15 protein-coding genes are annotated in these 23726 nt (G+C 34.3%); 3 read left to right on the forward strand and 12 right to left on the reverse strand.

Features of this window, described 5'->3' with window-relative positions; all coding sequences use genetic code 11:
* Nucleotides 1–59: 59 nt before the first annotated feature.
* The 12 genes from DR980_RS09510 to DR980_RS09565 all read right to left on the reverse strand — a co-directional run bounded on the left by DR980_RS09510 (nt 60) and on the right by DR980_RS09565 (nt 10636).
* Nucleotides 60–1157, reverse strand: a complete 1098-nt coding sequence (locus DR980_RS09510; protein ID WP_113635470.1) for a serine hydrolase domain-containing protein — start codon at nt 1155–1157, stop codon at nt 60–62.
* Between the two features lie 250 nt (nt 1158–1407).
* A complete protein-coding gene (gene trpA, locus DR980_RS09515) occupies nt 1408–2169 on the reverse strand; it encodes a tryptophan synthase subunit alpha (protein WP_113635472.1) in 762 nt (253 codons plus the stop codon).
* A gap of 57 nt (nt 2170–2226) precedes the next feature.
* The gene (locus DR980_RS09520) at nt 2227–2547 is read right to left on the reverse strand and encodes a gamma-glutamylcyclotransferase family protein (RefSeq protein WP_113635474.1); all 321 of its coding nucleotides are present in this window, start codon (nt 2545–2547) and stop codon (nt 2227–2229) included.
* 166 nt (nt 2548–2713) lie between these two features.
* Nucleotides 2714–3895, reverse strand: coding sequence for a tryptophan synthase subunit beta (gene trpB, locus DR980_RS09525; RefSeq protein ID WP_113635476.1), 1182 nt, complete (start codon nt 3893–3895; stop codon nt 2714–2716).
* A 12-nt stretch (nt 3896–3907) separates the two neighbouring features.
* On the reverse strand, nt 3908–4540 hold the full coding sequence (locus DR980_RS09530) for a phosphoribosylanthranilate isomerase (RefSeq protein WP_113635478.1): 633 nt from the start codon (nt 4538–4540) through the stop codon (nt 3908–3910).
* Nucleotides 4541–4542: 2 nt separating this feature from the next.
* Nucleotides 4543–5322, reverse strand: coding sequence for an indole-3-glycerol phosphate synthase TrpC (gene trpC / locus DR980_RS09535; RefSeq protein ID WP_113635480.1), 780 nt, complete (start codon nt 5320–5322; stop codon nt 4543–4545).
* Between the two features lie 88 nt (nt 5323–5410).
* A complete protein-coding gene (trpD, locus tag DR980_RS09540; RefSeq protein ID WP_113635482.1) occupies nt 5411–6403 on the reverse strand; it encodes an anthranilate phosphoribosyltransferase in 993 nt (330 codons plus the stop codon).
* A gap of 111 nt (nt 6404–6514) precedes the next feature.
* Entirely contained in the window at nt 6515–7081 is a 567-nt protein-coding gene (locus tag DR980_RS09545; RefSeq protein ID WP_113635484.1) for an anthranilate synthase component II, read from the reverse strand.
* A gap of 94 nt (nt 7082–7175) precedes the next feature.
* Complete coding sequence (locus tag DR980_RS09550) at nt 7176–8576, reverse strand: anthranilate synthase component I family protein (protein WP_113635486.1); 1401 nt, start codon at nt 8574–8576, stop codon at nt 7176–7178.
* 341 nt (nt 8577–8917) lie between these two features.
* Entirely contained in the window at nt 8918–9487 is a 570-nt protein-coding gene (locus DR980_RS09555) for a YceI family protein (RefSeq protein ID WP_113635488.1), read from the reverse strand.
* 46 nt (nt 9488–9533) lie between these two features.
* Nucleotides 9534–10166, reverse strand: a complete 633-nt coding sequence (locus DR980_RS09560; protein WP_113635490.1) for an NAD(P)H-dependent oxidoreductase — start codon at nt 10164–10166, stop codon at nt 9534–9536.
* A gap of 14 nt (nt 10167–10180) precedes the next feature.
* Nucleotides 10181–10636, reverse strand: coding sequence for a MarR family winged helix-turn-helix transcriptional regulator (locus tag DR980_RS09565; RefSeq protein WP_113635492.1), 456 nt, complete (start codon nt 10634–10636; stop codon nt 10181–10183).
* A gap of 509 nt (nt 10637–11145) precedes the next feature.
* On the opposite strand from DR980_RS09565, the gene DR980_RS09570 reads away from it, so the two are divergent.
* The 3 genes from DR980_RS09570 (at nt 11146) to DR980_RS09580 (ending at nt 23678) form a co-directional block, all read left to right on the forward strand.
* Nucleotides 11146–13302, forward strand: coding sequence for a catalase (locus DR980_RS09570; RefSeq protein ID WP_113635493.1), 2157 nt, complete (start codon nt 11146–11148; stop codon nt 13300–13302).
* Nucleotides 13303–13530: 228 nt separating this feature from the next.
* Nucleotides 13531–19938, forward strand: a complete 6408-nt coding sequence (locus tag DR980_RS09575) for a PAS domain S-box protein (protein WP_113635495.1) — start codon at nt 13531–13533, stop codon at nt 19936–19938.
* 425 nt (nt 19939–20363) lie between these two features.
* Nucleotides 20364–23678, forward strand: coding sequence for a chemotaxis protein CheB (locus tag DR980_RS09580; protein WP_113635497.1), 3315 nt, complete (start codon nt 20364–20366; stop codon nt 23676–23678).
* Nucleotides 23679–23726: the final 48 nt, after the last annotated feature.

A 23726-nucleotide genomic window follows, 5' to 3' on the forward strand; every position in this document is an offset into this window, starting at 1 on the left:
GGGTGGTCATTTTGCCCCGGAATTGGGTGGTCATTTTGAATTGGAATCAGGTGCTCACTTTAAATTGGAATTGGGTGGTCAATATCACTGGAATTTGCAATGTATAATTTAGCAATCTCTTCTATAAAATCTTGAGGATGAGAACCCATTAAATTTGTCAATATTACTATTGAAACATTTTTCTTAGGATAAATAAATAATGCATTTCTTGCACCACCCATTGAAGCAATAATTGGATTTTCAACTCTTGAACTTAATGAAAAACCTATTGAACTTCTGTCGAGCAAACCATTCTCTTCATATGGTTTTCCGTTTTCTAATTCAATAGGTTTTAAAAGAGTTTTAAGATTTTCCGCATTAATTAATTGATTAGTTTGTAATGCAATTACCCATAGTGCCATTTCGGTTGCTGTTGCATATATACCACCTGCAGGCAATAAATTTGAAGGCATTGGTTGATAAACATTAGTTATAACATTATTTCTAAAATAAGTATATGGTCTTGCTGAGTGATTAATAATATTATAAAAGTCCCCCATTCTTGCCTTCATGGCGTTTTTCATACCCGCTTTTTTGAATTGGTTTTCCGCAATATATCTTTCAAATGGCAGTCCACTAACTTTTTCTATAAGCATTCCAAGTAGCATGTAATTGGCCAAGCCTTCACTTATACGTTTTCCAGGTTCAAAGGAAATAGGTAACTTTTTGATTTTTTCCAGCAAAATTGTACCATCATCAGATAGCAGATTGCCTTGTGAATCCATAGCATCTGGAAGTCCTGATTTATGGCTTGCTAGTTGCTCTACTGTAATCTGCTGCCAACTTTTGGGTAATTTATCCAAATAATTTGAAATAGGCTCAGCGAGATTTAATTTGCCATTTTCTACTAATTGCATAATCGCAACTCCTGTGAATGCTTTGGTAATTGAATTAATGCTAAAAACGGTTTCGCTATCGACTGCAATTGAATCTTGAATGTTGGCGAATCCGTAATGACTTGTTTTTACGATTGCATTATCTTTAATAACCGCTAATTGTAAACCGACAATTTTATGTTTTTTAATAAGTTCTTTTATTGCGAGATCGACTTTATCTTCTTGTGAATAAGTAATATTACAAACCGTTAAAAGGGCAAGTAAAAGCAAAAATTTTTTCATATTTTTTTTTGTTTAGTAGATTTTATGTTTATAGTTGTTTACAATTACTGCCAACTAGTGTATTGGTCTGACATTTTGCGACCTATCACCCCAGATATAGAGAGATAGGTTTGATAAACATCAGTTTTATCCTTTATGCTAATATATAAAAATAATCTTATAAATTACTAAACTTATAATTGTTTAAACCACAAAAAAACGGCGTTTAAATCAACTTTAAACGCCGTTTGATAATACTTAAAAGAAATTTTTATCGAATCGCTTTTACGAACTCTTCAATTTTTCCGGTTCCGTTTTCGGTTAGGTGCTGAATGAAGGCACTTCCTATAATCGCACCTTTGGCAAATTGTGTGGCTTGGTTGAAGGTTTCCTTGTTGTTGATTCCAAAACCAATTACTTGAGGATTTTTTAGATTCATATCGGCAATGCGTTTGAAATACTCTTCTTGAGCGCTTCCAAAACCAGTTTGTGAACCCGTAACACTCGCGGAACTTACCATATAGATAAATCCATCGGATACGCTGTCAATAAAGTGGATTCGTTCTACGGATGTTTGTGGGGTAATCAAGAATATATTTTTCAAGCCATATTTTTCGAAAGTGGCTTTATATTCATCAGCATAGACATCGACGGGAAGATCAGGAATGATTAATCCATCGATTCCAATCTCTGCACATTTCTGGCAGAAATTCTCAATTCCGTATTGTAACATTGGGTTAAAATAACCCATAATCACTAAAGGAATAGCAACCGTTTTACGAATGTCTTTTAGTTGGTCAAACAACACTTGTGTCGTCATTCCGTTATGCAATGCTTGCGTGGAACTGGCTTGAATCGTTGGTCCATCGGCCAATGGATCGCTGAACGGCAATCCGATTTCTATCATATCAACACCATTTTTTTCTAAACCCTGAATGATTTGAACGGTGTCGTTGAGGTTAGGATATCCCGCCGAAAAATAAATGGAAAGTATCTTTTTAGTCTCTTGTAATTTTTGATTTATTCTGTTCATTGTTGTATTTTTTATTCCATTTTCAAGGTTTTTGCCTTGGAGTTTTAATTTAAAAGTTTAGATAGCGGCACTATAAGCCCAAGCTTTTTGATTGGATTGTAACTGTACTTCCACGCGTCTGTAATGCAATCCTTCGTACAAATCTGTTTGCCGAAGTTCTTGTGGCGAAACAGAATACACCATTCCGTTGATGGTATCTTCCGGTTTTTGGGTTTCCGTAATAATGGGATAGTGAACTAACCCAAATTCTTCTTCAATTTGGATTTCTTTCACGATGTAACCAATCAATGTTTCAGGCGTTCCGTCAAGAATACGTCCAAAAAGATCTTTTTGAATATCCTCATTTTGTAAACTTCCGTAAGCGAATAATTTTTCCATAGTTTCTATTTTGAAAATGTGAATTGAAATTCATTTTGTGTTGTCGACTTTGCGTTAAGGATTACAGTGAAAATCCTTTTTTGTTTCGTTTTTTAACGAGATAAAAAAGATTGTAACGGAAAGCCTGACCTCGCTGTAACACTAGTGGAAGCGAGGGAACGCCCAACTATAATTTAAAATAATCGATGTACGTATTCAAATCTTTGTCGCCACGACCGGAAAGATTGATGACTACCACGTCTTCCGGTTTGAATTTCATTTCGTCCAGAACGGCAAAGGCATGCGCACTTTCAATGGCGGGAATTAGACCTTCCATTTGAGATAATTTGATTCCCCATTGCATCGCTTGATCATCCGTGATCGAGATGAATTGCGCTCTTCCGGTGGCGAATAAATTGGCGTGCATAGGTCCAACACCCGGATAATCCAGTCCTGCTGAAATGGAATATGGCTCAGTGATTTGGCCATCCGTTGTTTGCATTAAAAGAGTTTTACTTCCGTGAATAACACCCACTTTTCCTAAGGCAGAAGTTGCGGCACTTTCGCCGGAATCAACTCCCAAACCTGCTGCTTCGACCGCAATAATATTCACGTCCTCATTGTCCAGAAAATGATAGTACGTCCCGGCAGCATTGCTACCGCCACCTACGCAGGCAATCACATAATCAGGGTTTTCACGACCTTCTTTTTCTAATAATTGTTCTTTGATTTCCTTGGAAATGACACTTTGGAAACGCGCCACCATATCCGGATAAGGATGCGGTCCGACCACAGATCCAATGATATAATAGGTATCAACGGGATTATTAATCCAGTCGCGAATGGCTTCGTTAGTGGCATCTTTTAAGGTTTTTGAACCTGACATTGCCGGACGAACTTCGGCACCCAACATTTTCATACGAGCTACATTTGGCGCCTGACGTTTAATGTCAATTTCACCCATATAAACGATGCATTCTAATCCCATTAGTGCACAAACGGTTGCTGTTGCAACACCATGTTGACCGGCACCGGTTTCAGCAATGATTCGTTTTTTACCAAGACGTTTGGCTAACAAAATTTGACCAATGGTGTTATTCACTTTGTGCGCACCAGTGTGACATAAATCTTCTCTTTTCAGGTAGATTTTAGTGTTATATTGTTTAGATAATCGCTTGGCAAAATAAAGTGGTGTAGGACGACCAACATATTCTTTTAGCAAAGCATCAAATTCAGCCTGAAATTCTGGCTCTGCGGTGATTTTTAAATAATTTTGACGTAATTCTTCCACATTTGGATATAACATTTCAGGAATGAAAGCGCCTCCAAATTCTCCGTAATAGCCTTTTTCGTTGACGTTGTAACTCATTTTGTTTAAAGTTTATAAGTTTAAAGTTTTCAAGTTATTCTTGAAACTATCTAATTTTTCTATGTTTTTTAATCCCGGTTCTATTTCAAATTTACTGTTTACATCAATGGCGTACAGCGGTAAATTGGTTTTTGCTATTTCTTTCACTGCTTCCATTTCCTCAATTCCAATTCCGCCGCTCAGAAAAAACGGTTTGTTAGAAGGATACTTTTCTAAAACTTTCCAATCGAATGTGGTTCCGTTTCCGCCTGGTAATTTTCCTTTGGTATCAAAAAGAAAATAGTCACAAACGGTTTCAAAGAGTTTCAGTACGTCAAAATCAAAAGAATCATCTACCGACAATACTTTTATAATTTCAATTGTATTATCTATTTTATTTTTCAATTCCTGACAAAACTCAACGGATTCGTGTCCATGTAATTGAATGGCTTGCAAATTATATTTCTGGGCTTTCGCCAAAATAACTTTGGTGCTTTCATTAACAAAAACCCCTACTTTTTTAATTGATTTAGGTAATTCTGGAATCACACCATCAAAATATCGAGACGATTTCTCCCAGAAAATAAATCCCATATAATGGGGTAGGAGCGAACCTACTTCGAGAATATTATCGGGATATTTCATGCCGCAGATTTTGACTTTCATTTTTATAGTTTTGATATAAATTCGGTTGCTGCTTTACCGGCATTATCCGTTTTCATAAAGTTTTCTCCAATTAAAAATCCTTTGTAACCAAAAGGTTTTAATTCGTTAATGGCTTCAATAGATGAAATTCCGCTTTCAGAAACTTTTACAAAATCATTTGGAATTTGTGCAGCCAATTGCTTGCTGAAATCCAAACTTACTTCGAATGTTTTCAGGTTTCTATTGTTGACACCAATCATGTCTAATGTGGGCATAATCGATTTTTCCAATTCTTCCTGATTATGAACTTCCAGTAAAACTTCCAGTCCTAAACTTTTAGCAAATTCAGATAATGTTTTGATTTCTTCTCTTGTTAAAACTGCTGCAATAAGCAGAATTAAATCGGCTCCATGTGCTTTGGCTTCTAGGATTTGGTATTCATCAACAATGAATTCTTTTCTCAATAATGGAATGTTGACTGTGGCTCTTGCCAAAAGTAAATCGTCTAATGAACCACCAAAATATTTTCCATCCGTCAATACCGAAATACCGCAAGCACCAGCATTTTCATATCCTTTGGTAACTTCTTCAACCGAAAAGCTGTAATTAATTTCTGCTTTGGAAGGCGAACGGCGTTTGTGTTCAGCGATAATTCCAGATGTGCTGTTTCTTAAATTATCACTCAAAGAAATAGTCTTTTTTTCGAAGAAAACAGAAGCTTCCAATTGTGAAACGGGTATAATCGATTTCTTGAGAATGACTTCTCTTTTTTTGTCAACTATGATTTTATCTAAAATATTCATTCTTAATTGTTTGTTTAAAGTTTTCTTTGTTTAAAGTTTCAAGTTGTTCGAAATTCCAACAACTTTAAACCTTAAACTTTAAACTATTTTATTTGCTTAATTCTTGTAATTTTTTCAAAGCTACAAGTCCTTTTCCGGATATTAAGCTTTCTTTCGCTATTTGAAATCCTTCTAAAGGAGAACATTTTGTAACAGTAGCAATTGCCATCGCAGCATTAGCACAAACCACATTATTTTGGGCCTCGGTTCCTTTTCCTGAAATGATATCTGTAAACATTTGAGCGGATTCTTCGATGCTTGTTCCACCTTCGATTTCGCTTTGCAGCAAAAGACGAACACCAAAATCTTCCGGATTTAGCATTCCTTCCATGGAACTGGTAATTGTTTTTGTAGGTCCTGTCAATGAAACTTCGTCATAACCGTCAAGCGAATGCAGGATAGTGAAATTAGTATTCGTGTTTTGATACAAATACGCATACATTCTGGCCAGTTCTAAGTTGAAAACACCAACCAATTGATTTTGTGGAAATGATGGATTTACCATTGGTCCCAACATATTGAAGAATGTTTTTACAGCTAATTCTTTTCGGATTGGTCCCACATTTTTCATTGCGGGGTGAAATAATGGTGCGTGTAAAACACAAATCCCTGCTTTATCGATGCATTTCTCTAAGAAATCAGTATCATTACTGAACTTTATTCCTAGTTTCTCCATGACGTTACTGGAACCTGAAATGGAAGAAACACCATAATTTCCGTGTTTTGCCACTTTTATTCCTGCTCCTGCAGCCACAAATGATGCCAATGTTGAAATGTTAAAAGTATCTTTCCCATCACCACCGGTTCCGCACAAATCGATGGTATTATACGCGGATAAATCCACGCGAATGCACAATTCTAATAATGCTTCACGGAAACCGGCAAGCTCATCAATGCTTATACTTCGCATCATGTAAACCGTAAGAAAAGAAGCGATTTGGCTGGTGTTATAACTCCCGTTTGATATATTAACTAATACGTTTTTTGCTTCTTCTTTCGAAAGGATTTCGTGATTGATTAATCTGTTTAATATATTTTTCATTTTTATTTTTTTGTTTAAGGTTTCAGGTTTAAAGTTTAATAAAAAACCTAAAACTTCAATCTAAATATCCGTATTGGCTCCCCTTCCTTCGAAGGGGGTTGGGGGGAGGAATTACCCTTTCACCCAATTCTCTAATATCTTTTTTCCATTTGGAGTTAAAACACTTTCGGGATGAAATTGTACACCGCGCACATCGTATGTTTTGTGGCGCAAGGACATTACCTGTCCGTTTTCGTCAAAAGAAGTCGCTTCAAGGACATCAGGTAAATTAGGATCTACTACCCACGAGTGATAACGTCCCACTTCAAATTCGTTTCCTAATCCTTCAAATAAAAGTTCATCATCAACAACGGTTTTCACATTGGTAGCCACACCGTGATACACTTTGTCTAAATTGGAAAGCGTTCCTCCGTAAACTTCGCCTATTGCTTGTTGACCCAAACAAACACCAAAAATACTTTTGGTCGGACCATATTTCCGAATTACATCTTTCAATAATCCTGCTTCATCTGGTATTCCTGGTCCTGGAGAAAGAAGAATTTTATCGAAAACTGCAATTTCATCAATATCAAATTCATCGTTTCTGTAAACGGTTACTTCACAATCTAAATCTTCGAGATAGTGCACCAAATTATAAGTGAAACTATCGTAATTGTCTATGACTAGTATTTTTTTCATTTTTATTATTGAAAAATTAAAAGATTTAAAGATTGAAAAATTCTAATGTTTCAGCAATCTTTAAATTCTTAAATTATTGAATCTTTAAATTATTTTATATCGTTTCTGCTAAATCCAACGCCGCATTCAGCGCTCTCAATTTGTTGTATACTTCCTGCATTTCACTCTCTTCATCAGAACTGGCAACAATTCCCGCTCCGGCTTGAGAATGCAATTGGTGATTTTTACTAAGGAAAGTCCGAATCATTATCGCATGATTAAAGTTACCTTCAAAATCCATAAAGCCAATAGCACCACCATAAAAATTACGATTTGTTTTTTCATAATCCTCAATCAGCTGCATCGCTCTGTGTTTAGGTGCGCCGCTCAATGTTCCTGCTGGAAAAGTATCAGCAACCACTTGCATCGTTGTAGCATTTTCGTGCAAATGTCCCGTTACTTTTGAAACCAAGTGAATCACATGAGAGAAAAACTGTACTTCTCTGTATTTCTCCACATTTACATGATGACCGTTTCTGCTCAAATCGTTTCTGGCCAAATCCACTAACATCACATGCTCACTGTTTTCTTTTTTATCAATGGATAATTCTTTGGCAAGAATCGCATCTTTTTCGTCATCTCCAGTTCTCTTGAAAGTTCCTGCAATAGGATGAATTTCGGCTTTACGGTTTTTGACAATAATTTGGGCTTCAGGTGAAGAACCAAATATTTTAAAATCGCCATAATCAAAAAAGAATAAATACGGTGAAGGATTAATGCTTCTCAACGCTCTGTAGACATTGAATTCATCGCCTTTGAAGCCTTGGGTAAATCTTCTGGATAAAACTAATTGGAATACATCACCACGGAAACAATGCTTTTTGGCCAAAGCCACATTATGCTTAAATTCTTCGTCAGTTAAATTTGAAAAACCTTCGCCTTCTTTCGAAAATTTATAGGAAGCAATATTTCTCGATTGTAATAATTGTTCGATTTCCGAAATGTTGTTTCTTCCATCTAAACTGTGACAGAAAATATACGCTTCATTTTTGAAATGATTGATGGCAATGATGTTTTGGTATACGGCATAATACACATCAGGAATGGTATTGCTGTTTTCTTTTTTGGCAATAGTCACTTTTTCAAAATACCGAACCGCATCATACGAAATATATCCAAAAAGTCCATTATTGATGAATTTAAAATCGTTCTTCTCGGATTTAAACTGACCTGAAAATTCTTGAATCACTTCTGGAATATTAGTTGTTGCATCAATTGCAATTTTCTCAGAACTGCCATCAGGGAAAGTCTTGTGAATAATTTCGTTTTCTATTTTGATAGAAGCAATCGGATTGCAACAGATGTAGGAGAAACTGTTGTCATTTCCATGATAATCGCTACTTTCCAGTAGCAGGCTATTGGGAAATTTATCCCGAATTTTGAAATACACACTTACAGGAGTAATTGTATCTGCAAGGATTTGCTTGTAATTTGTATTTAAGTTAAATGATTTCAATTTTTATGTTTTTAATGTTGTGTGTTAAGGTAAATTTTGCACAAAAAAAAAGGCCTGTCGTGATGACAAGCCTTTTATATTTATAGTTTTAATAATACTATAGGAGCTTAGTTCACGACGACTGACGTAAATTGTTCCACCACCAAGTATTGTTTAAAATTGTTTTCATGTTTTATTTTGTTGCAACAAATATAGAAATGAAATTCGATTATTCAAATATAAAATGCGTTAAAAAACATTAAAAATGAAGATTTTTTGTTAAATAAAATTTCCAACAGAAATTCAGAAAAATAAAGCCCCAACAATTTCTTGTTGAGGCTAGTCTTTAATCTTTGATGAAATTAGAATTTCAAAGCTACTGCTAAAGTGAAATCATCATTGATAGCTTTGTCTCCTAAGCTGTCAAAGAAACTTCCAGAACCATATTTAATATCGTATTTTGTTCTGTCAATAACAACATTCGTTGTAGCTGTATTTGCTGTTGTAGCAAGATCAAAAGTTACTGGTTTAGTGATTCCTTTAATAGTTAAATCTCCTGATACAGTATATAAATTTGGAGCTTTAGTAACTACTTTTTTGAAAACTAAAGTTGCTGTTGCAAATTTATCAGTTCCAAAAAAATCATCAGCTTTCAAGTGACCTTCTAGTTTTTCTTTACCTTGACCTGCTTTTAAGTCAGTAACTACTATTGAATTCATGTTTACATTGAATGTACCTCCTACTAATTTTTTTCCTTTGAAAACTAAAGCACCATCTTTAATGTTGATAGTTCCTTCGTGTTGTCCAGTTACTTTTTTTCCTGTCCAGTTGATTGTACTTCCAGCAGTGTTGATTTTTTTAGTCTGTGCTGTTACTGATAATGTAGATAAAACTACTACTAGTGCTAATGCGATTGATTTGAAATTTTTCATTTGTTTAAATTTGATTTGAATTAATATTTGATTTTGAATTAGTAATTTATAATGTAATGAATAAGTCTTCGTTTGATTTTCTGACTTTTTTGTAATGTTGAGTTGCGTCCTCATCGTGTCTGTAACCTAGAGTTGCAATTAATGTAGCATTTAGACCTAATTTGTCAAGACCTAATATTTCATTAACCTGAGCCGGAACAAAACCTTCCATAGGAGTAGCATCAATTTTAAGCTCTGCTGCTACGTTTAATAAGTTTCCTAATGCTAAATAAGTTTGTTTTGAAGACCAGATGTTTCTAGTTTCTTCAGGTAAACCTGTGATATTCGATTTCATATACTCAACATAACCTTGAATACTTTCTAATGGAATTCCTCTAGTTTCGCTGATGTTTTTACCAAAATTCACGATTCCTTCTTCGCCAAAGTTCATTTCATTTGCAAAAACAATTACGTGTGAAGCATCAACAATTTGTGATTGACCATACGCCGCGCCTTGAAGTTGAGCTCTCAATGCTTCATTTTCAACGATAATGATTTTGTACGGTTGTAATCCGTAAGAAGATGCACTTAAGCGAATCGCTTCTTTAAGTGTGCTTAAGTCTTCGGCAGTTATTTTTTTTGATGCATCAAACTTTTTTGTTGCGTATCTCCAATTTTGATTTTCTAAAAAAGTACTCATAATGTATTGACTATTTATTGGTTTCTATATTTTTCTAATAATTGATTTAACAGGGCTATCTCTTCTGAATTTAGATTTTTTGAAAAAAACTGCTCATGAGCAATCACTTTTGGATCTAATGCTGCTAAAACTTCTAATCCTTTTTGTGTAATTAATACTTCTATTTTTCGTCTGTTTTCAGGACATACTTTTCGAGTGACTAATTCTTTCAATAACAATTTGTCTACTAATCGAGTAGTGTTACTGGTTTTAGCTAGCATTCGCTCCTGAATGGTCCACATATTTGCTGGATTACCTTTTTGTCCTCTTAATATTCGAAGCACGTTATATTGTTCTCCTGAAATTTCGTGAGGTTTTAATATTTCATTAAAATTTTCTGTTATTACATTTTGTGTATACAAAACGTTCAGAATAATTTTTTTAGAATTATCCATTGGAACAGTCGATTTTAAAATTTCTTCAATTTTCATATTTGTATATATGTAATTTGTTGGTACAAATGTAACACATTTTATAGTTGTATATACAAATGTGAATTAATTTTTTGTTAAATTTTTTTAAAGCTATCTCTAATGTTGATTGTAGTTGTTGAATATCAGTAGCATAGACTCTTAGGTATAGTTGTATTCAAAAAAATAAATTGTTTTCTTCCAGTTGATAGTCAAAATACATACCACAAATATTTTTTATTTATCATTTAAAATAAAGAAAGTATGAAAATCAATTTTTGACCAATTTTATTTTCTTTAAATTAATGTTAGTTAAGGACTTTGAGTTAAAATTTAATTTGAAATATACACAGGATTTAGACGTCTAATTTTTAGAATATTTTTTTTAAATTATTTATAATTTACTGATTTTTAATTTGTTAAAATAATAAAATTGTAAAATTTAATTGGAATTGTGTAAATAAATCATTGTTTAAAAGTGTAAATTTATAAGAAATAAAAAACTGTAAAAACTTTTAAAAACTAATAATATGAAAAACGTAAATAAACAAGCAAAGGATTCTGAAAATAGGAAACAGCAGGATTTAGAAGTCAGTAAATCCGATGCTACTGGTCAAATGATGACCACAGATCAAGGACTTAAAATCAATGATGATACTAATTCCCTTAAAGCAGGCGAGCGTGGACCATCATTATTGGAAGATTTCATTTTAAGAGAAAAAATTACGCATTTTGACCATGAACGAATTCCAGAAAGAATTGTGCATGCACGAGGTTCTGCTGCGCATGGTTATTTTCAGGTTTATAAATCAATGGAAAAATATACCAAAGCTGGATTTCTTCAGGATCCTAACCTTAAAACTCCAGTTTTCACTCGGTTTTCTACCGTTGCAGGCTCGAGAGGTTCTACGGATTTAGCACGAGATATTCGAGGATTTGCAGTTAAATTTTACACAGAGCAAGGCAATTATGATCTAGTAGGAAATAATGTGCCAGTATTTTTTATTCAGGATGCTATGAAATTTCCAGATTTAGTCCATGCCGTAAAACCGGAACCGAATAATGAAATGCCGCAAGCGGCTTCTGCTCACGATACTTTTTGGGATTTTATTTCCTTGATGCCAGAAACGATGCACACTATTATGTGGGTAATGTCAGATAGGGCGATTCCAAGAAGTTTGCGCATGATGGAAGGTTTTGGAGTACATACTTTTCGTTTTATAAATGCTAAAAATGAATCACATTTTGTAAAGTTCCATTGGAAACCAAAATTAGGAACACATGCCGTGGTGTGGGATGAAGCGCAGAAAATATCCGGAAAAAATTCTGATTTTCATCGTCAGGATTTGTGGGAAGCAATCGAAAACGGGAATTATCCGGAATGGGAATTAGGAGTACAGTTGATTCCGGAAGCCGATGAACATAAATTTGATTTCGATTTATTAGACCCAACCAAACTGGTTCCTGAAGAATTAGTTCCCGTAACCCTTATTGGAAAAATGGTTCTGAATCGTAATCCTGACAATTTTTTCGCTGAAACGGAGCAAGTAGCTTTTCATCCAGGGCATATCGTTCCGGGAATCGATTTTACAAATGATCCATTGTTACAAGGTCGTTTATTTTCTTACACGGACACACAATTATCCCGTTTAGGAAGTCCTAATTTTCATGAAATTCCAATCAATAGAACCATTGCGCCCATGCACAATAATCAGCGGGATGGACACATGCGTCAGGAAATAAATGTGGGTCGGGTTAGTTATCATCCAAATTCTCTTGGCGGCGGCTGTCCTTTTCAGGCAAAAATTGATGAAGGTGGTTTTAGCAGTTTTAATGAACGTGTAGATGCACATAAAGTACGTGATCGAAGTGAGAGTTTTTCAGATCATTTTGGTCAGGCTACCTTGTTTTTCAACAGTCAGACGCAAACAGAAAAAAATCATATTATAAATGCGTTGCGTTTTGAATTAGGTAAACTGGAAACCGAGGCAATACAAATCCGTATGCTGGGATTGTTGTCACAAATAGATACCAATTTGGCAACGAAAGTAGCCGAAGGTTTAGGACTTAAAGTTCCTAAAAGTCCAGAAAAACCAATAAATCATGGCGTTGGTGCGGATGCGGATAAGCATAAATATGAACCTAAAAAAGTAGAACAAAGCGTAAAGTCTTCGGATGCGTTAAGTATGCTTAAAAATAAGACGTTATCTAAAACGATTACAACTCGTCAGGTCGCTTTTTTATGTTCGGAAGGAGTTGACAGGGCTGCTATTAATGCAATGAAAGCTGCATTAGATAAAGAAGGAGCGACTATGAAAGTTATAGCGCCGCATTTAGGAACTATAAAAGCTAACGATGGAAGTGAAGTCAAAGTAGATCAAAGTTTTCTGATTGCTGCCTCAGTTTTATTTGATGCAGTTTATATTCCCGGTGGGAAAAACATAGGCTTCCTAGCTTCAAAACCAGAAGCAATTGAGTTTATAAATGAAGCTTTCAAACATTGTAAAGTTATTGGCGCCGATGATGCTGCAATTTTTACGCAAACAAATGTCAAATCGGTACTGAATGTCAAATCGGATGCCGAAGGAATTGTTTTAAACGCAAACAAAGAAGATAAGAACTTTACAAAATCTTTTATAGCAGCTATGGGCGAACACCGTTTTTGGAGTCGTGAAGAAAAACTATAGTGAAAAGCGTTTAATTTAACACGAATAATAAACAACAAAAACCGAAATGAAAGTTTCGGTTTTTGTTGTTTATAATATAAAAGAAAAGGTAATTTTAATGTTAAATCGTTACATAATTGGCTTATAAATTATGTTGTCAAGATTTTTTCAATGCGATTCTTAATGTTGAGGTTTCTTACTTTGTAAGTATTATTTATTATATTTAAAAATTATTTGAATATAACCCGTATGAATAAAGCCAATCTATCTTACGATGCTCTACTTCTTAAATTAAAAGAACAAGAATTAGAAATAAACCGGTTAACAGAAAAAGAAGCGTCATTGTCTACTTTCAAATTTTTTATTGAGGAGTCTAATGATTTGGTGTGCGTTGTTGGAACAGATACTTTTTTCAAAGAGATTAATCCCGCTTTTGTTGAAATTCTAGGATATTCAAAAGAAGAATTATTACAGGAATCCTTGCTCCATCTTTTGCATCCGGATGATCTTGAGAGATCGTTACAAGAGATTGGAAGTCTTGCAATGGGAAACCCAGCAATGAATTTTGAGAACAGATTTAAAAAAAAGAACGGTGAATTTGTAACGATTCAATGGACAGCAAATGCAATTTCTGCGGAAAATATTTATGCAATTGGAAGAGATATTTCGGAGATAAGAAGCACGCAAGAAAAGTTAATTAAGAGTGAAGACCTACTAAACCATGCGCAACAAATTGCAAAAATGGGGAGTTGGGAGTTCAATCTACTGAATAAAAAGATGATTTGGTCTAAGGAATTGTATTCAATTTATGGAATCGACAAGAAACCAGACCAGAATTTGTATCAGGAGTTTTTAAATCTTTTTTCAGAAGAAGATGCCACATTTTTTCAAGATAAAATTAATCAATCCATCATAGATAAAGAACAATTTGAACTACAACAAAACGTCACTTTATCAGATAATAGTAATAAATGGCTGCATGCAATTGTAATTCCGGTGCTTGATAATTCTGGAAATGTTTATGCAGTAAGAGGGAATATACAAGATATTACCCAGAAAAAATATATTGAAGATTCCATTAAAGAGCAAGAAGCAGCGGTAATAGAATATAAACTAAAATTAGTTGAGGAAGAAGGTAATGCTAAATTTAAGACTTACATCGAAAACGCACCTGATGGAGTTTTTGTCTTAGATGAAAAAGGGAATTATGTAGATGTAAACCATGCCGCAACTGTATTGACTGGGTATTCAAAAAAGGAATTGCTGACTATGAGATTTGGAAATTTGTCATCTCATGAATTGCAAGGAGAATTATACAAGGAATTCCAAATTCTTTTAGAAAAAGGAACGGCAAAAAAAGAGTTTAAAACAATTCATAAAAAGGGAGCTATAAAATGGTGGTCTGTTGAAGCGGTAAAACTATCCGAGAATCGTTTTTTAGGATTTGTTAAAGATATTACTGAAAGCAAAAAAGCATTAGAAACGATTGAAAATAATGATAAATATTTTCGAGCATTGGTCGAAAATAATGAGGGAATTATTACGGTACTTGATGAAAATTTAAAAACATTATTTCGCAGTACGTCCTCGGAACGCATAACTGGTTATTCAAAACAAGAATTGACTGAGATCTCTGATTCAGAATATTTTCATCCGGATTATATTGAGTACGTGAATCAGAAGATGAAAGAAACATTCGAAAATCCGGGAGTTCTAAATCCAGTTCAGTTTCAGGTAAAACATAAAAAAGGACATTACATCTGGATAAAAGGAGTACTTACAAACTTATTGAGTGAGGATGGGGTGAGGTTGATTATTGCCAACTTAAGAGATATTACAGAAAGTAAAATTGCCCAAGATAAAATTGAACAGAGTGAAAAACGATTCCGTGCTTTGGTTGAGAATAATGACGGGATTATTACGGTTTTTGATAAAGATATAAATACTATTTTCCGAAGCCCATCTTCGGCTCGAGTTACAGGATACACAGATGATGAATTTGAAAAAATTCCGAAGAATGAATATTTTCATCTAGATTATTTAGATTATGTGAATCAGATGGTCCAAAAAGCAATAGATAGTCCCGATAAACCTATTGAAGTACTGTTTCAGGTCAAGCATAAAAACGGAAATTATATTTGGCTCCAAGGAATCTTAAATAATAAAATTGATGATAGTAGTGTTGGAGGAATTATTTCGAATTTAAGAGATGTAACGGAGAACAAAAAAGCAAATGAAACTTTGTTGAGTGAAAAGGATAAGTTTGCCAAAATTGCGGCTACTTCACCGGGTTTAATTTATTCGATGCGTCAACATCAAGACGGCACTTTGAGCTATCCATACGCCAGTAATGCTGTTGAAGGAATTTATGGATTTTGTTTTGAAGAAATCGAAAATAACGCTGATAAAATTTTCAATTTGATTCATCCTGATGATTTAGATTGTGTTATGCAAAGTGTCAGAGCAACAAAAATAAAGTTGCTACCTCTCAAATGCGAATACCGTTATTTTCATCCTGAAAAAGGGTTAGTTTGGCATGAATTAAATTCTTTACCGGTAGTTGAACCGGAAGGAACTGTGATTTGTCACGGTATCGTTACTGATATCACACAACGCATCAGAGCTGATCAAAAACTGATCAAAGCCAACCGACTTTATTTGTTCATCAGTCAAATTAATCAAATGATTGTTCGTACAACTGATGAAAAAACGCTTTTTGAAGAAGCCTGTAAAATAGCGGTGGATTTAGGTAAATTTAGAATGGTCTGGATTGGAACGGTTGATGAACAAACTAAAAAATTAATTCCGGTGATGATTGCTGGAGAGAATAATGGGTATTTGTCAACAATTAAAGCCATTTCCATAGAAGATATTCCTGAAGGAAGAGGTCCGGCCGGAACCGCAATGCGGGAAGCACGATATGTTATTTGCAATGATATTGAAAATGATCAAATGATGCAACCTTGGCGTAAAGAAGCTTTATCACGAGCTTATCTTTCATCGATTGCAGTGCCAATAAAAAAATTCGGAAAGGTAATTGGCGTTTTTTCTTTTTATGCTAATGAAAAAAACTTTTTTGACGCGGAGGAAATTGCATTGTTAGAGGAGGCAACCGGTGATGTTTCTTTTGCATTAGAAGTTTTTGAAAAAGAGGCTTTAAGAAAAAAGGCTGAGGAAGCAGTTATTGAAAGTGAACAGCGTTACCATTTGCTTACGGATGTATCTCCTGTGGGAATTTTTAGAACGGACGCCAGCGGATATACCACGTTTGTTAATCCACATTGGTGTCAAATTTCAGGTTTGTCTTTTCAGGAAGCTTTAGGAAACGGTTGGTTAAAAGGCGTTCATGAGGACGATAAAAATTCATTGTTCAGAGGGTGGGAAAATGCCACAAATAACAAACAAAATTCATTATCTGAATACCGATTTGTGCGTCAGGATGGATCTGTTGCCTGGGTGATGGGACAGGCTTTACCTGAAAAAAATATAAAAAATGAAATTGTAGGATACATAGGAACCATCACCGATATTACGGAACGAAAAAATGCAGAATCAATAATCCTCCGAGAAAAAAATCTTTCAGAATCGATAATCAATAATCTTCCGGGAATTTTTTACCTCTATGACGAATCAGGAAAATTTTTGAAATGGAATAAAAATTTTGAACAAGTAACTGGGTACGATTATGAGGAAATCAAACAAATGAACCCTCTGGAATTTTTTGATGGAGAAGAGAAGCAAAAAGTTAAAACTAGAATAAAAACAGTATTTGAAAGAAGATCACCTGGTATTGAAGTTGAATTCTATACCAAAAATAAAAATAAAATCCCATATTATATTAGTTCTCATGTGATTGATTACGAGGGTAAAAAATGTCTGTTGGGAATGGGTATTGATCTCACTGAACGTAAAAAAGCGGAAGAGAAAGTCAAAAAAGCAAATGAACGATTCGAAATGATTGCTGCTGCCACCAACGATGCAGTTTTTGAAGTGGATTTATTAACAGGGGAAAGTTGGAATAATCAGACTTTTATAGATCTTTTGGGTTTTGGCGGTATGGAACCTAATGGAGAAAACAATAGTGTTATTTGGCGATCCAGAGTTCATCCGGATGACAGGGAACGAGTGATTAAGAAATTAGAGGATTCTTATGCCGGAACGGCAAGATTATGGTCAGATGAATTCCGTTTTCAAAAGGCTGATGGCAGTTACGGAATATTTTATGATCGTGGTGTAATCTCCAGAGATGAAACTGGTAAGGCATTGCGCTTGAATGGAGCTTTGACTGAAATAACCGAATTGAAAAATATAAAAGAACAACTGATTAATAGTGAAGAAAAGTATCGCAGTTTGATAGAACAAGCTTCTGATGCTATTTTTATTAATAATATTTCCGGAGATTTACTTGAAGTAAATGAAAGTGCCTGTTTGCTGTTAGGATATTCAAAAGAGGAATTGTGTACAAAAAACCTAATAGATTTATATACCGAAGAAGAGCTGATATCAAGACCCATAATGATGGAGGAATTATTAGGTGGTGAAAAAACATTGATTCAGCGCAGTATGTTGCATAAAGATGGAACATTAATTTCAGTAGAGATTACTGCCAAAATGATTATTGATGGTCGAATTGTGGCCATCGTTCGAGATGTTACTAAACGTAAAAAATCTGAGGATGATTTCAGGAAAATAAATAAAAAACTAGAAGCCATAATTGGAGCTATACCAGATTTATTATTTGAAGTGGATATTGAAGGTAAAATTTTCAACTACCATTCTCGTCGGGATGATTTATTAGCTTTTCCTCCGGAAGCATTTTTGGGAAAAACATTTTCGGAAGTATTGCCAACTGATGTTTCAAATTTGTGCATTTCCGCTATTCGGGAAGCTTCGGAAAAAGGATATTCAACAGGTCGACAATATTCTCTGGAGTTACCAAGTGGTTTGCATTGGTTTGAGCTTTCTATTGCACCTATGCAAGAAAGTCAGGATCATGAAAGGCACTACATTTGCCTTTCAAGAGATATTACAGCAGCCAAAAAATCCGATAGGGCATTGCTAAAAAGTGAGGAACGATACCGCGGTTTGTTAAACAATCTGGATGCTGGTATCGTAGTTCATGCGCCAGACACTTCCGTAGTGGTAAATAATGTAAAAGCAGCTGAATTATTAGGATTAACGGATGATCAAATGCGCGGAGTTACAGCCTTTGATGCAACATGGAATTTCTTAAATGAAGATAATACGGTGATGTCTTTTGAAAGATATCCTGTAAACCAAATTATCGCGACCAAAAAAGCACTCAAAAATTTTAGATTAGGAGTAAGCCGACCAATAACTAATGATGTGGTATGGCTTTTAATAAATGGATATCCCGATATGGATGCAAATGGGGAAATTTATGAAATTGTAATTAGTTTTATTGATATTTCGGAACAGAAAGTGATGGAAATGGAGCTGGTAAAAGCGAAGGAATTAGCCGAATCCGCTAATAAAGCAAAGACTGATTTTCTAGCCAATATGAGTCATGAAATTAGAACTCCGTTGAACGGAATAATTGGTTTTACGCATTTGTTGATGAAATCAAATCTCAAAAAGAATCAATCCGCATATATGAAAACCGTTAATGAATCCGCAATTTCATTGATGGACATTGTTAATGATGTGTTGGATTTTTCTAAAATTGAATCGGGAAAATTAGAACTGAATATTGAAGAAATTAACCTTTTCAAATTAACAAATCAGGTTATAAATTTATTTAAATACCAAGCCGATTTGAAAAAAATAGATTTAATTCTGGATATTAATAAAAGTATTCCACAATATATTCTTGCAGATTCGGTGCGATTGAAACAAATATTGGTGAACCTATTGAGTAATGCGATTAAGTTTACCAATTTTGGTGAAATTCGTTTGGATATTACCGAAATTGAGACAGTCGAAAAGAAATGGTCTACGATTATGTTTTCTGTAAAAGATACTGGAGTTGGAATAAAAACAGGGAATAACGAAAAAATATTCAATTCATTTGTTCAGGAAGACAATTCTACGAATCGTAAATTTGGCGGCACCGGATTAGGTTTGGCAATTTCTAATCAACTATTGGCCTTAATGGACAGTAAATTGCAATTAATCAGTAAATATGGCGATGGTAGCGATTTTTATTTTGTAGTTAAATTCAAAAAGACAAATCATAAGAAGAATAAAGAGCGGCTCCTTTCTAAAACAATTCAAGTAGCAGCAATAACTCCGGTCACTGCTTTAGAAGATAAAAAGGTTTTAATAGTAGAAGACAATAAAATCAACATGTTATTAGCTAAAACACTTGTCAAAAGAATTATAACAAATTGTATCATCATTGAAGCAAAAGATGGAAATGAAGCCGTAGAATTGTATAAAAAAGAGCAACCTGATGTTATTTTAATGGATATTCAGATGCCAAATAAAAATGGTTATCAAGCAACAGAAGAAATCAGGCAGCTAAAAGAAGCGGAACATATTCCCATAATAGCAATCACTGCCGGAATAATGGTTGGTGATAAAGAAAAGTGTCTGGAAGCAGGGATGAATGATTATTTACCGAAGCCAATTATTCAAGCAGATTTAGAACAAATGTTGCAAATATGGCTGCAAAAAAAATTAATTGATTTAGAATGATTAATAAAAGTGTCTAATGATTTAGGCACTTTTTTTATGTGAAATTTTTAAAATTTTGTTTATAGTTTTTAATGTTTAATTTACTTGTCAAATCATATTTTTTTTATTAAATTTAACATATATTATAGTTTAATAAGTTAAATAATTTAATTAACACTATGAAAACGACATGATTTATGCGGATTACTGATTTATGATAATATTTTATTTTAATCTTTTTTTAATAAAAATTAAACAGTTGTTAAATTAAGTTTAGTTTCTCTGAGTCAAGTGAAGTCTTTTTATTCTTTTTTTGCTTTTTTAAAAAGGGAGAAACCGCTAAAAACGTACTAAATTAGCCATTTATTAATATTAAAAATAAACAAGTAATTTGATGGAGCAGTCCTACTCAACTTATAATAGTTATTGAAAATTCAAAATTTGTAATGATAAAAAATAGTCAAGCCAACCTTGGGGAAGGTAAAGTGTTAGATTCGAAACCAAATTTAAGGGTATCTGATGCGGATTCTGCTGATTTTCCAATTGTTGGTATTGGAGCGTCTGCTGGTGGACTGGAAGCACTTGAATTATTTTTTAAAAACATGCCCGACAATAGCGGTATGGGATTTATAGTGATTCAACATTTAGATCCAACCCGTACTGGAATAATGCCAGAGTTATTACAAAGAATGACAACAATGAAAGTCTATCAGGCAACTGATGCGCTCCAAGTAAAACCTAATTGCGTTTATGTAATTCCACCCAATAAAAGCTTATCAATTTTAAACGGAAAAATACATTTATTTGTTCCTACAGAATCTCGTGGCTTGCGATTGCCCGTCGATATTTTCTTTAAATCTTTAGCACAAGATCGGCAGGAAAAAAGTATTGGTGTCATTCTTTCCGGAATGGGTTCTGATGGTAGCTTAGGATTGAAATCTATTAAAGAAAAAAATGGAATTGTAGTGGTGCAAGAACCGGCATCTGCAAAGTTTGACAGTATGCCTCGCAATGCTATAGATTCAGTGATTGCTGATATTGTCGCTCCCGTAGAGGAATTACCTGCTAAACTGATGGCTTTGCTGCGTTATTTTCCTGAAATTAAGTCAGAATCGGATTTTCTTATCAAAACCAAAAGCAGTCTGGACAAAATTATAATCTTGTTACGGGATCAAACCGGGCATGACTTTTCGATGTATAAAAAAAGTACCTTAATGCGCCGAATTGAACGAAGAAAAGGAATTCATCACATTGATAAAATGCAAACCTATGTGCGTTTTTTACAGGAAAATCCAAGTGAAATTGAACTGCTTTTCAAAGAACTATTAATTGGTGTAACAAGTTTTTTTAGAGATCCTGCTGTTTGGGATAAACTCAAAGAAGAAATTATTCCTAATATGCTGAAGGATGTACCAGACGGAAAAACCTTGCGCGCCTGGGTTCCAGCTTGTTCAACGGGTGAAGAAGCGTATTCCCTCGCAATCGTTTTTGAAGAAGCGGTATCTAAAATAAAACCTCCTAAAAGTATTAAATTACAAATTTTTGCTACTGATTTAGACCTGTTGTCTATTGAAAAAGCCCGAAAAGGATTTTTTTATTCCAGTATTACAAAAGATATTTCTCCAGAGCGGATTACTAAATTTTTTACCCTCGAAAATGACGGTTATCGCGTAAATACATTCATTCGTGAAATGATAGTTTTTGCACCTCATAATGTTACCAAAGATCCTCCTTTTACAAAATTAGACTTATTGACTTGTCGCAATATGTTGATTTACATGGAACCGGAATTACAAAATAAATTAATAATGCTATTTAATTATAGCCTCAATCAGGGAGGAATTATGATGCTTGGTACTGCAGAGACTATTTCAAGCAGCATCAAAGGATTTGAAGTTGTAGATTCGAAACTGAAGTTTTATAAACGGATTTCAAAATCAGTTTCTCCAGAATTTTCTAATTTTCCAAGTTCCTATTCCCAAACAAAAAGAGTAACCATTGACACTATGAAAGAAACTAAGGTCGTTGAAAACATTCAGACACTTACGGATCAAATTTTACTGCAACGTTTTGCCCCTGCAAGTGTACTTGTTAACAGCAAAGGCGATATCGTATACATTACCGGCAGAACCGGAAAATATTTAGAACCTGTAGCTGGCAAAGCAAACTGGAATGTTCATGCAATGGCACGTGAAGGTTTGCGTAATGAACTGCCAGGAGCATTTCGAAAAGCACTGCAAAGTTTTGAACCAGTATATATTGATAATATAAAAATAGCTGAAAACGGAGGATTCCATTTTATCAATCTGACGGTACAACAAATAGAAAGTCCAGATGCAGTAAAAGGGATGATTATGGTTGTTTTTACAGACATTCCAACTAGTACCGAATCCGTTTCTGGAACTTCTAAATCAAGAAAACAAAGTGCGACTCTTAAACAGCAAGAATTAGAAGCAGAACTGAAACGCAGCAATGAAGATTTGAACAGCGTGAGAGAAGAAATGCAAACTTCTCAGGAGGAACTCAAATCCACGAATGAAGAACTGCAGTCTACGAACGAAGAATTACAATCTACCAATGAGGAATTGACTACTTCAAAGGAAGAATTACAAAGTTTAAATGAAGAGTTGCAAACGGTAAATACCGAATTACAAAGCAAATTAGTCGATTTTGAACAGGCCAATAATGATATGAAAAACCTGCTCAACAGTACTGAAATAGCGACTCTTTTTTTAGATAAAGAATTAAATATCCGCCGATTTACTGATCCTGTAACCAAAATATTCAAGTTGCGTGCAACAGATACCGGAAGACCTTTCACGGATTTAGTGTGCGATTTGAAATATCCTGAAATGGTCAGTAATGCACTTGAGGTTATCAAAACGCTGGCACCAATTCAAAAGGAAGTCGAAACTATTGATGGCAGGTATTATTACGTTCGAATCATGCCGTATCGTACGCTCGATGATCGTATTGATGGAATCGTAATTACTTTTACTGACATTACAGCTGCAAAACTTGCCGAAGAGTCTCTTAAGATGGAAAATCAATACCGCCGTCTTTTTGAGTCAGCCAAAGATGGAATTCTGATTCTGAACTATGAAACCGGCAAAATAATCGATGTTAATCCTTTTTTAGTCGGAATGTTAGGTTACTCTCATGAGCAGTTAATTGAAAAATCAATTTGGGAAATAGGTTCACTCAAAGACATTGTGACCAATAAAGACAAATTTTCAGAATTACAAAAAAAAGAATTTATTCGCTATGAAAATTTGCCACTCGAAACTGCAAAAGGACGAAAAATAAATGTTGAATTTGTCAGTAACGTTTATTTGGTCAATAATAAAAAAGTCATTCAGTGTATTATCCGTGACATTTCGGATCGTGTATTTGTTCAGGAGGCTTTAGTCAATGCTGAAACCCGTTACAAGCACCTATTTGAATCAGTGAAAGATGGAATTATTTTCGTAGATGGTGAAACAGGAAAGATCAATGCGATAAATCCTTTTTTTACAGCTTTAATAGGGGAAACTAAAGAGAATTTTATTGGGAAAGAAGTTTGGTCTGTTAAATTTCTAAAAAATATAATACCAAACAAGTCTACTTTCACGGAATTAAGCCAAAAAAAATCGTTTCATTCCATTTTCAAGGAAATCGAAACAAGCAATAATAAGCGAATCAATATCGAATTTATCAGCGCGGTATATTTTATTGGAGATCAAAAAAACATTCAGTTTTTTATTCATGAAATAGCAGTATAGAATAGTATGTAAGTTAAAATAGGTTGCATAATTTCCAATTTCAGACAA

Source organism: Flavobacterium psychrolimnae, from assembly GCF_003312425.1.
Classification (GTDB): domain Bacteria; phylum Bacteroidota; class Bacteroidia; order Flavobacteriales; family Flavobacteriaceae; genus Flavobacterium; species Flavobacterium psychrolimnae.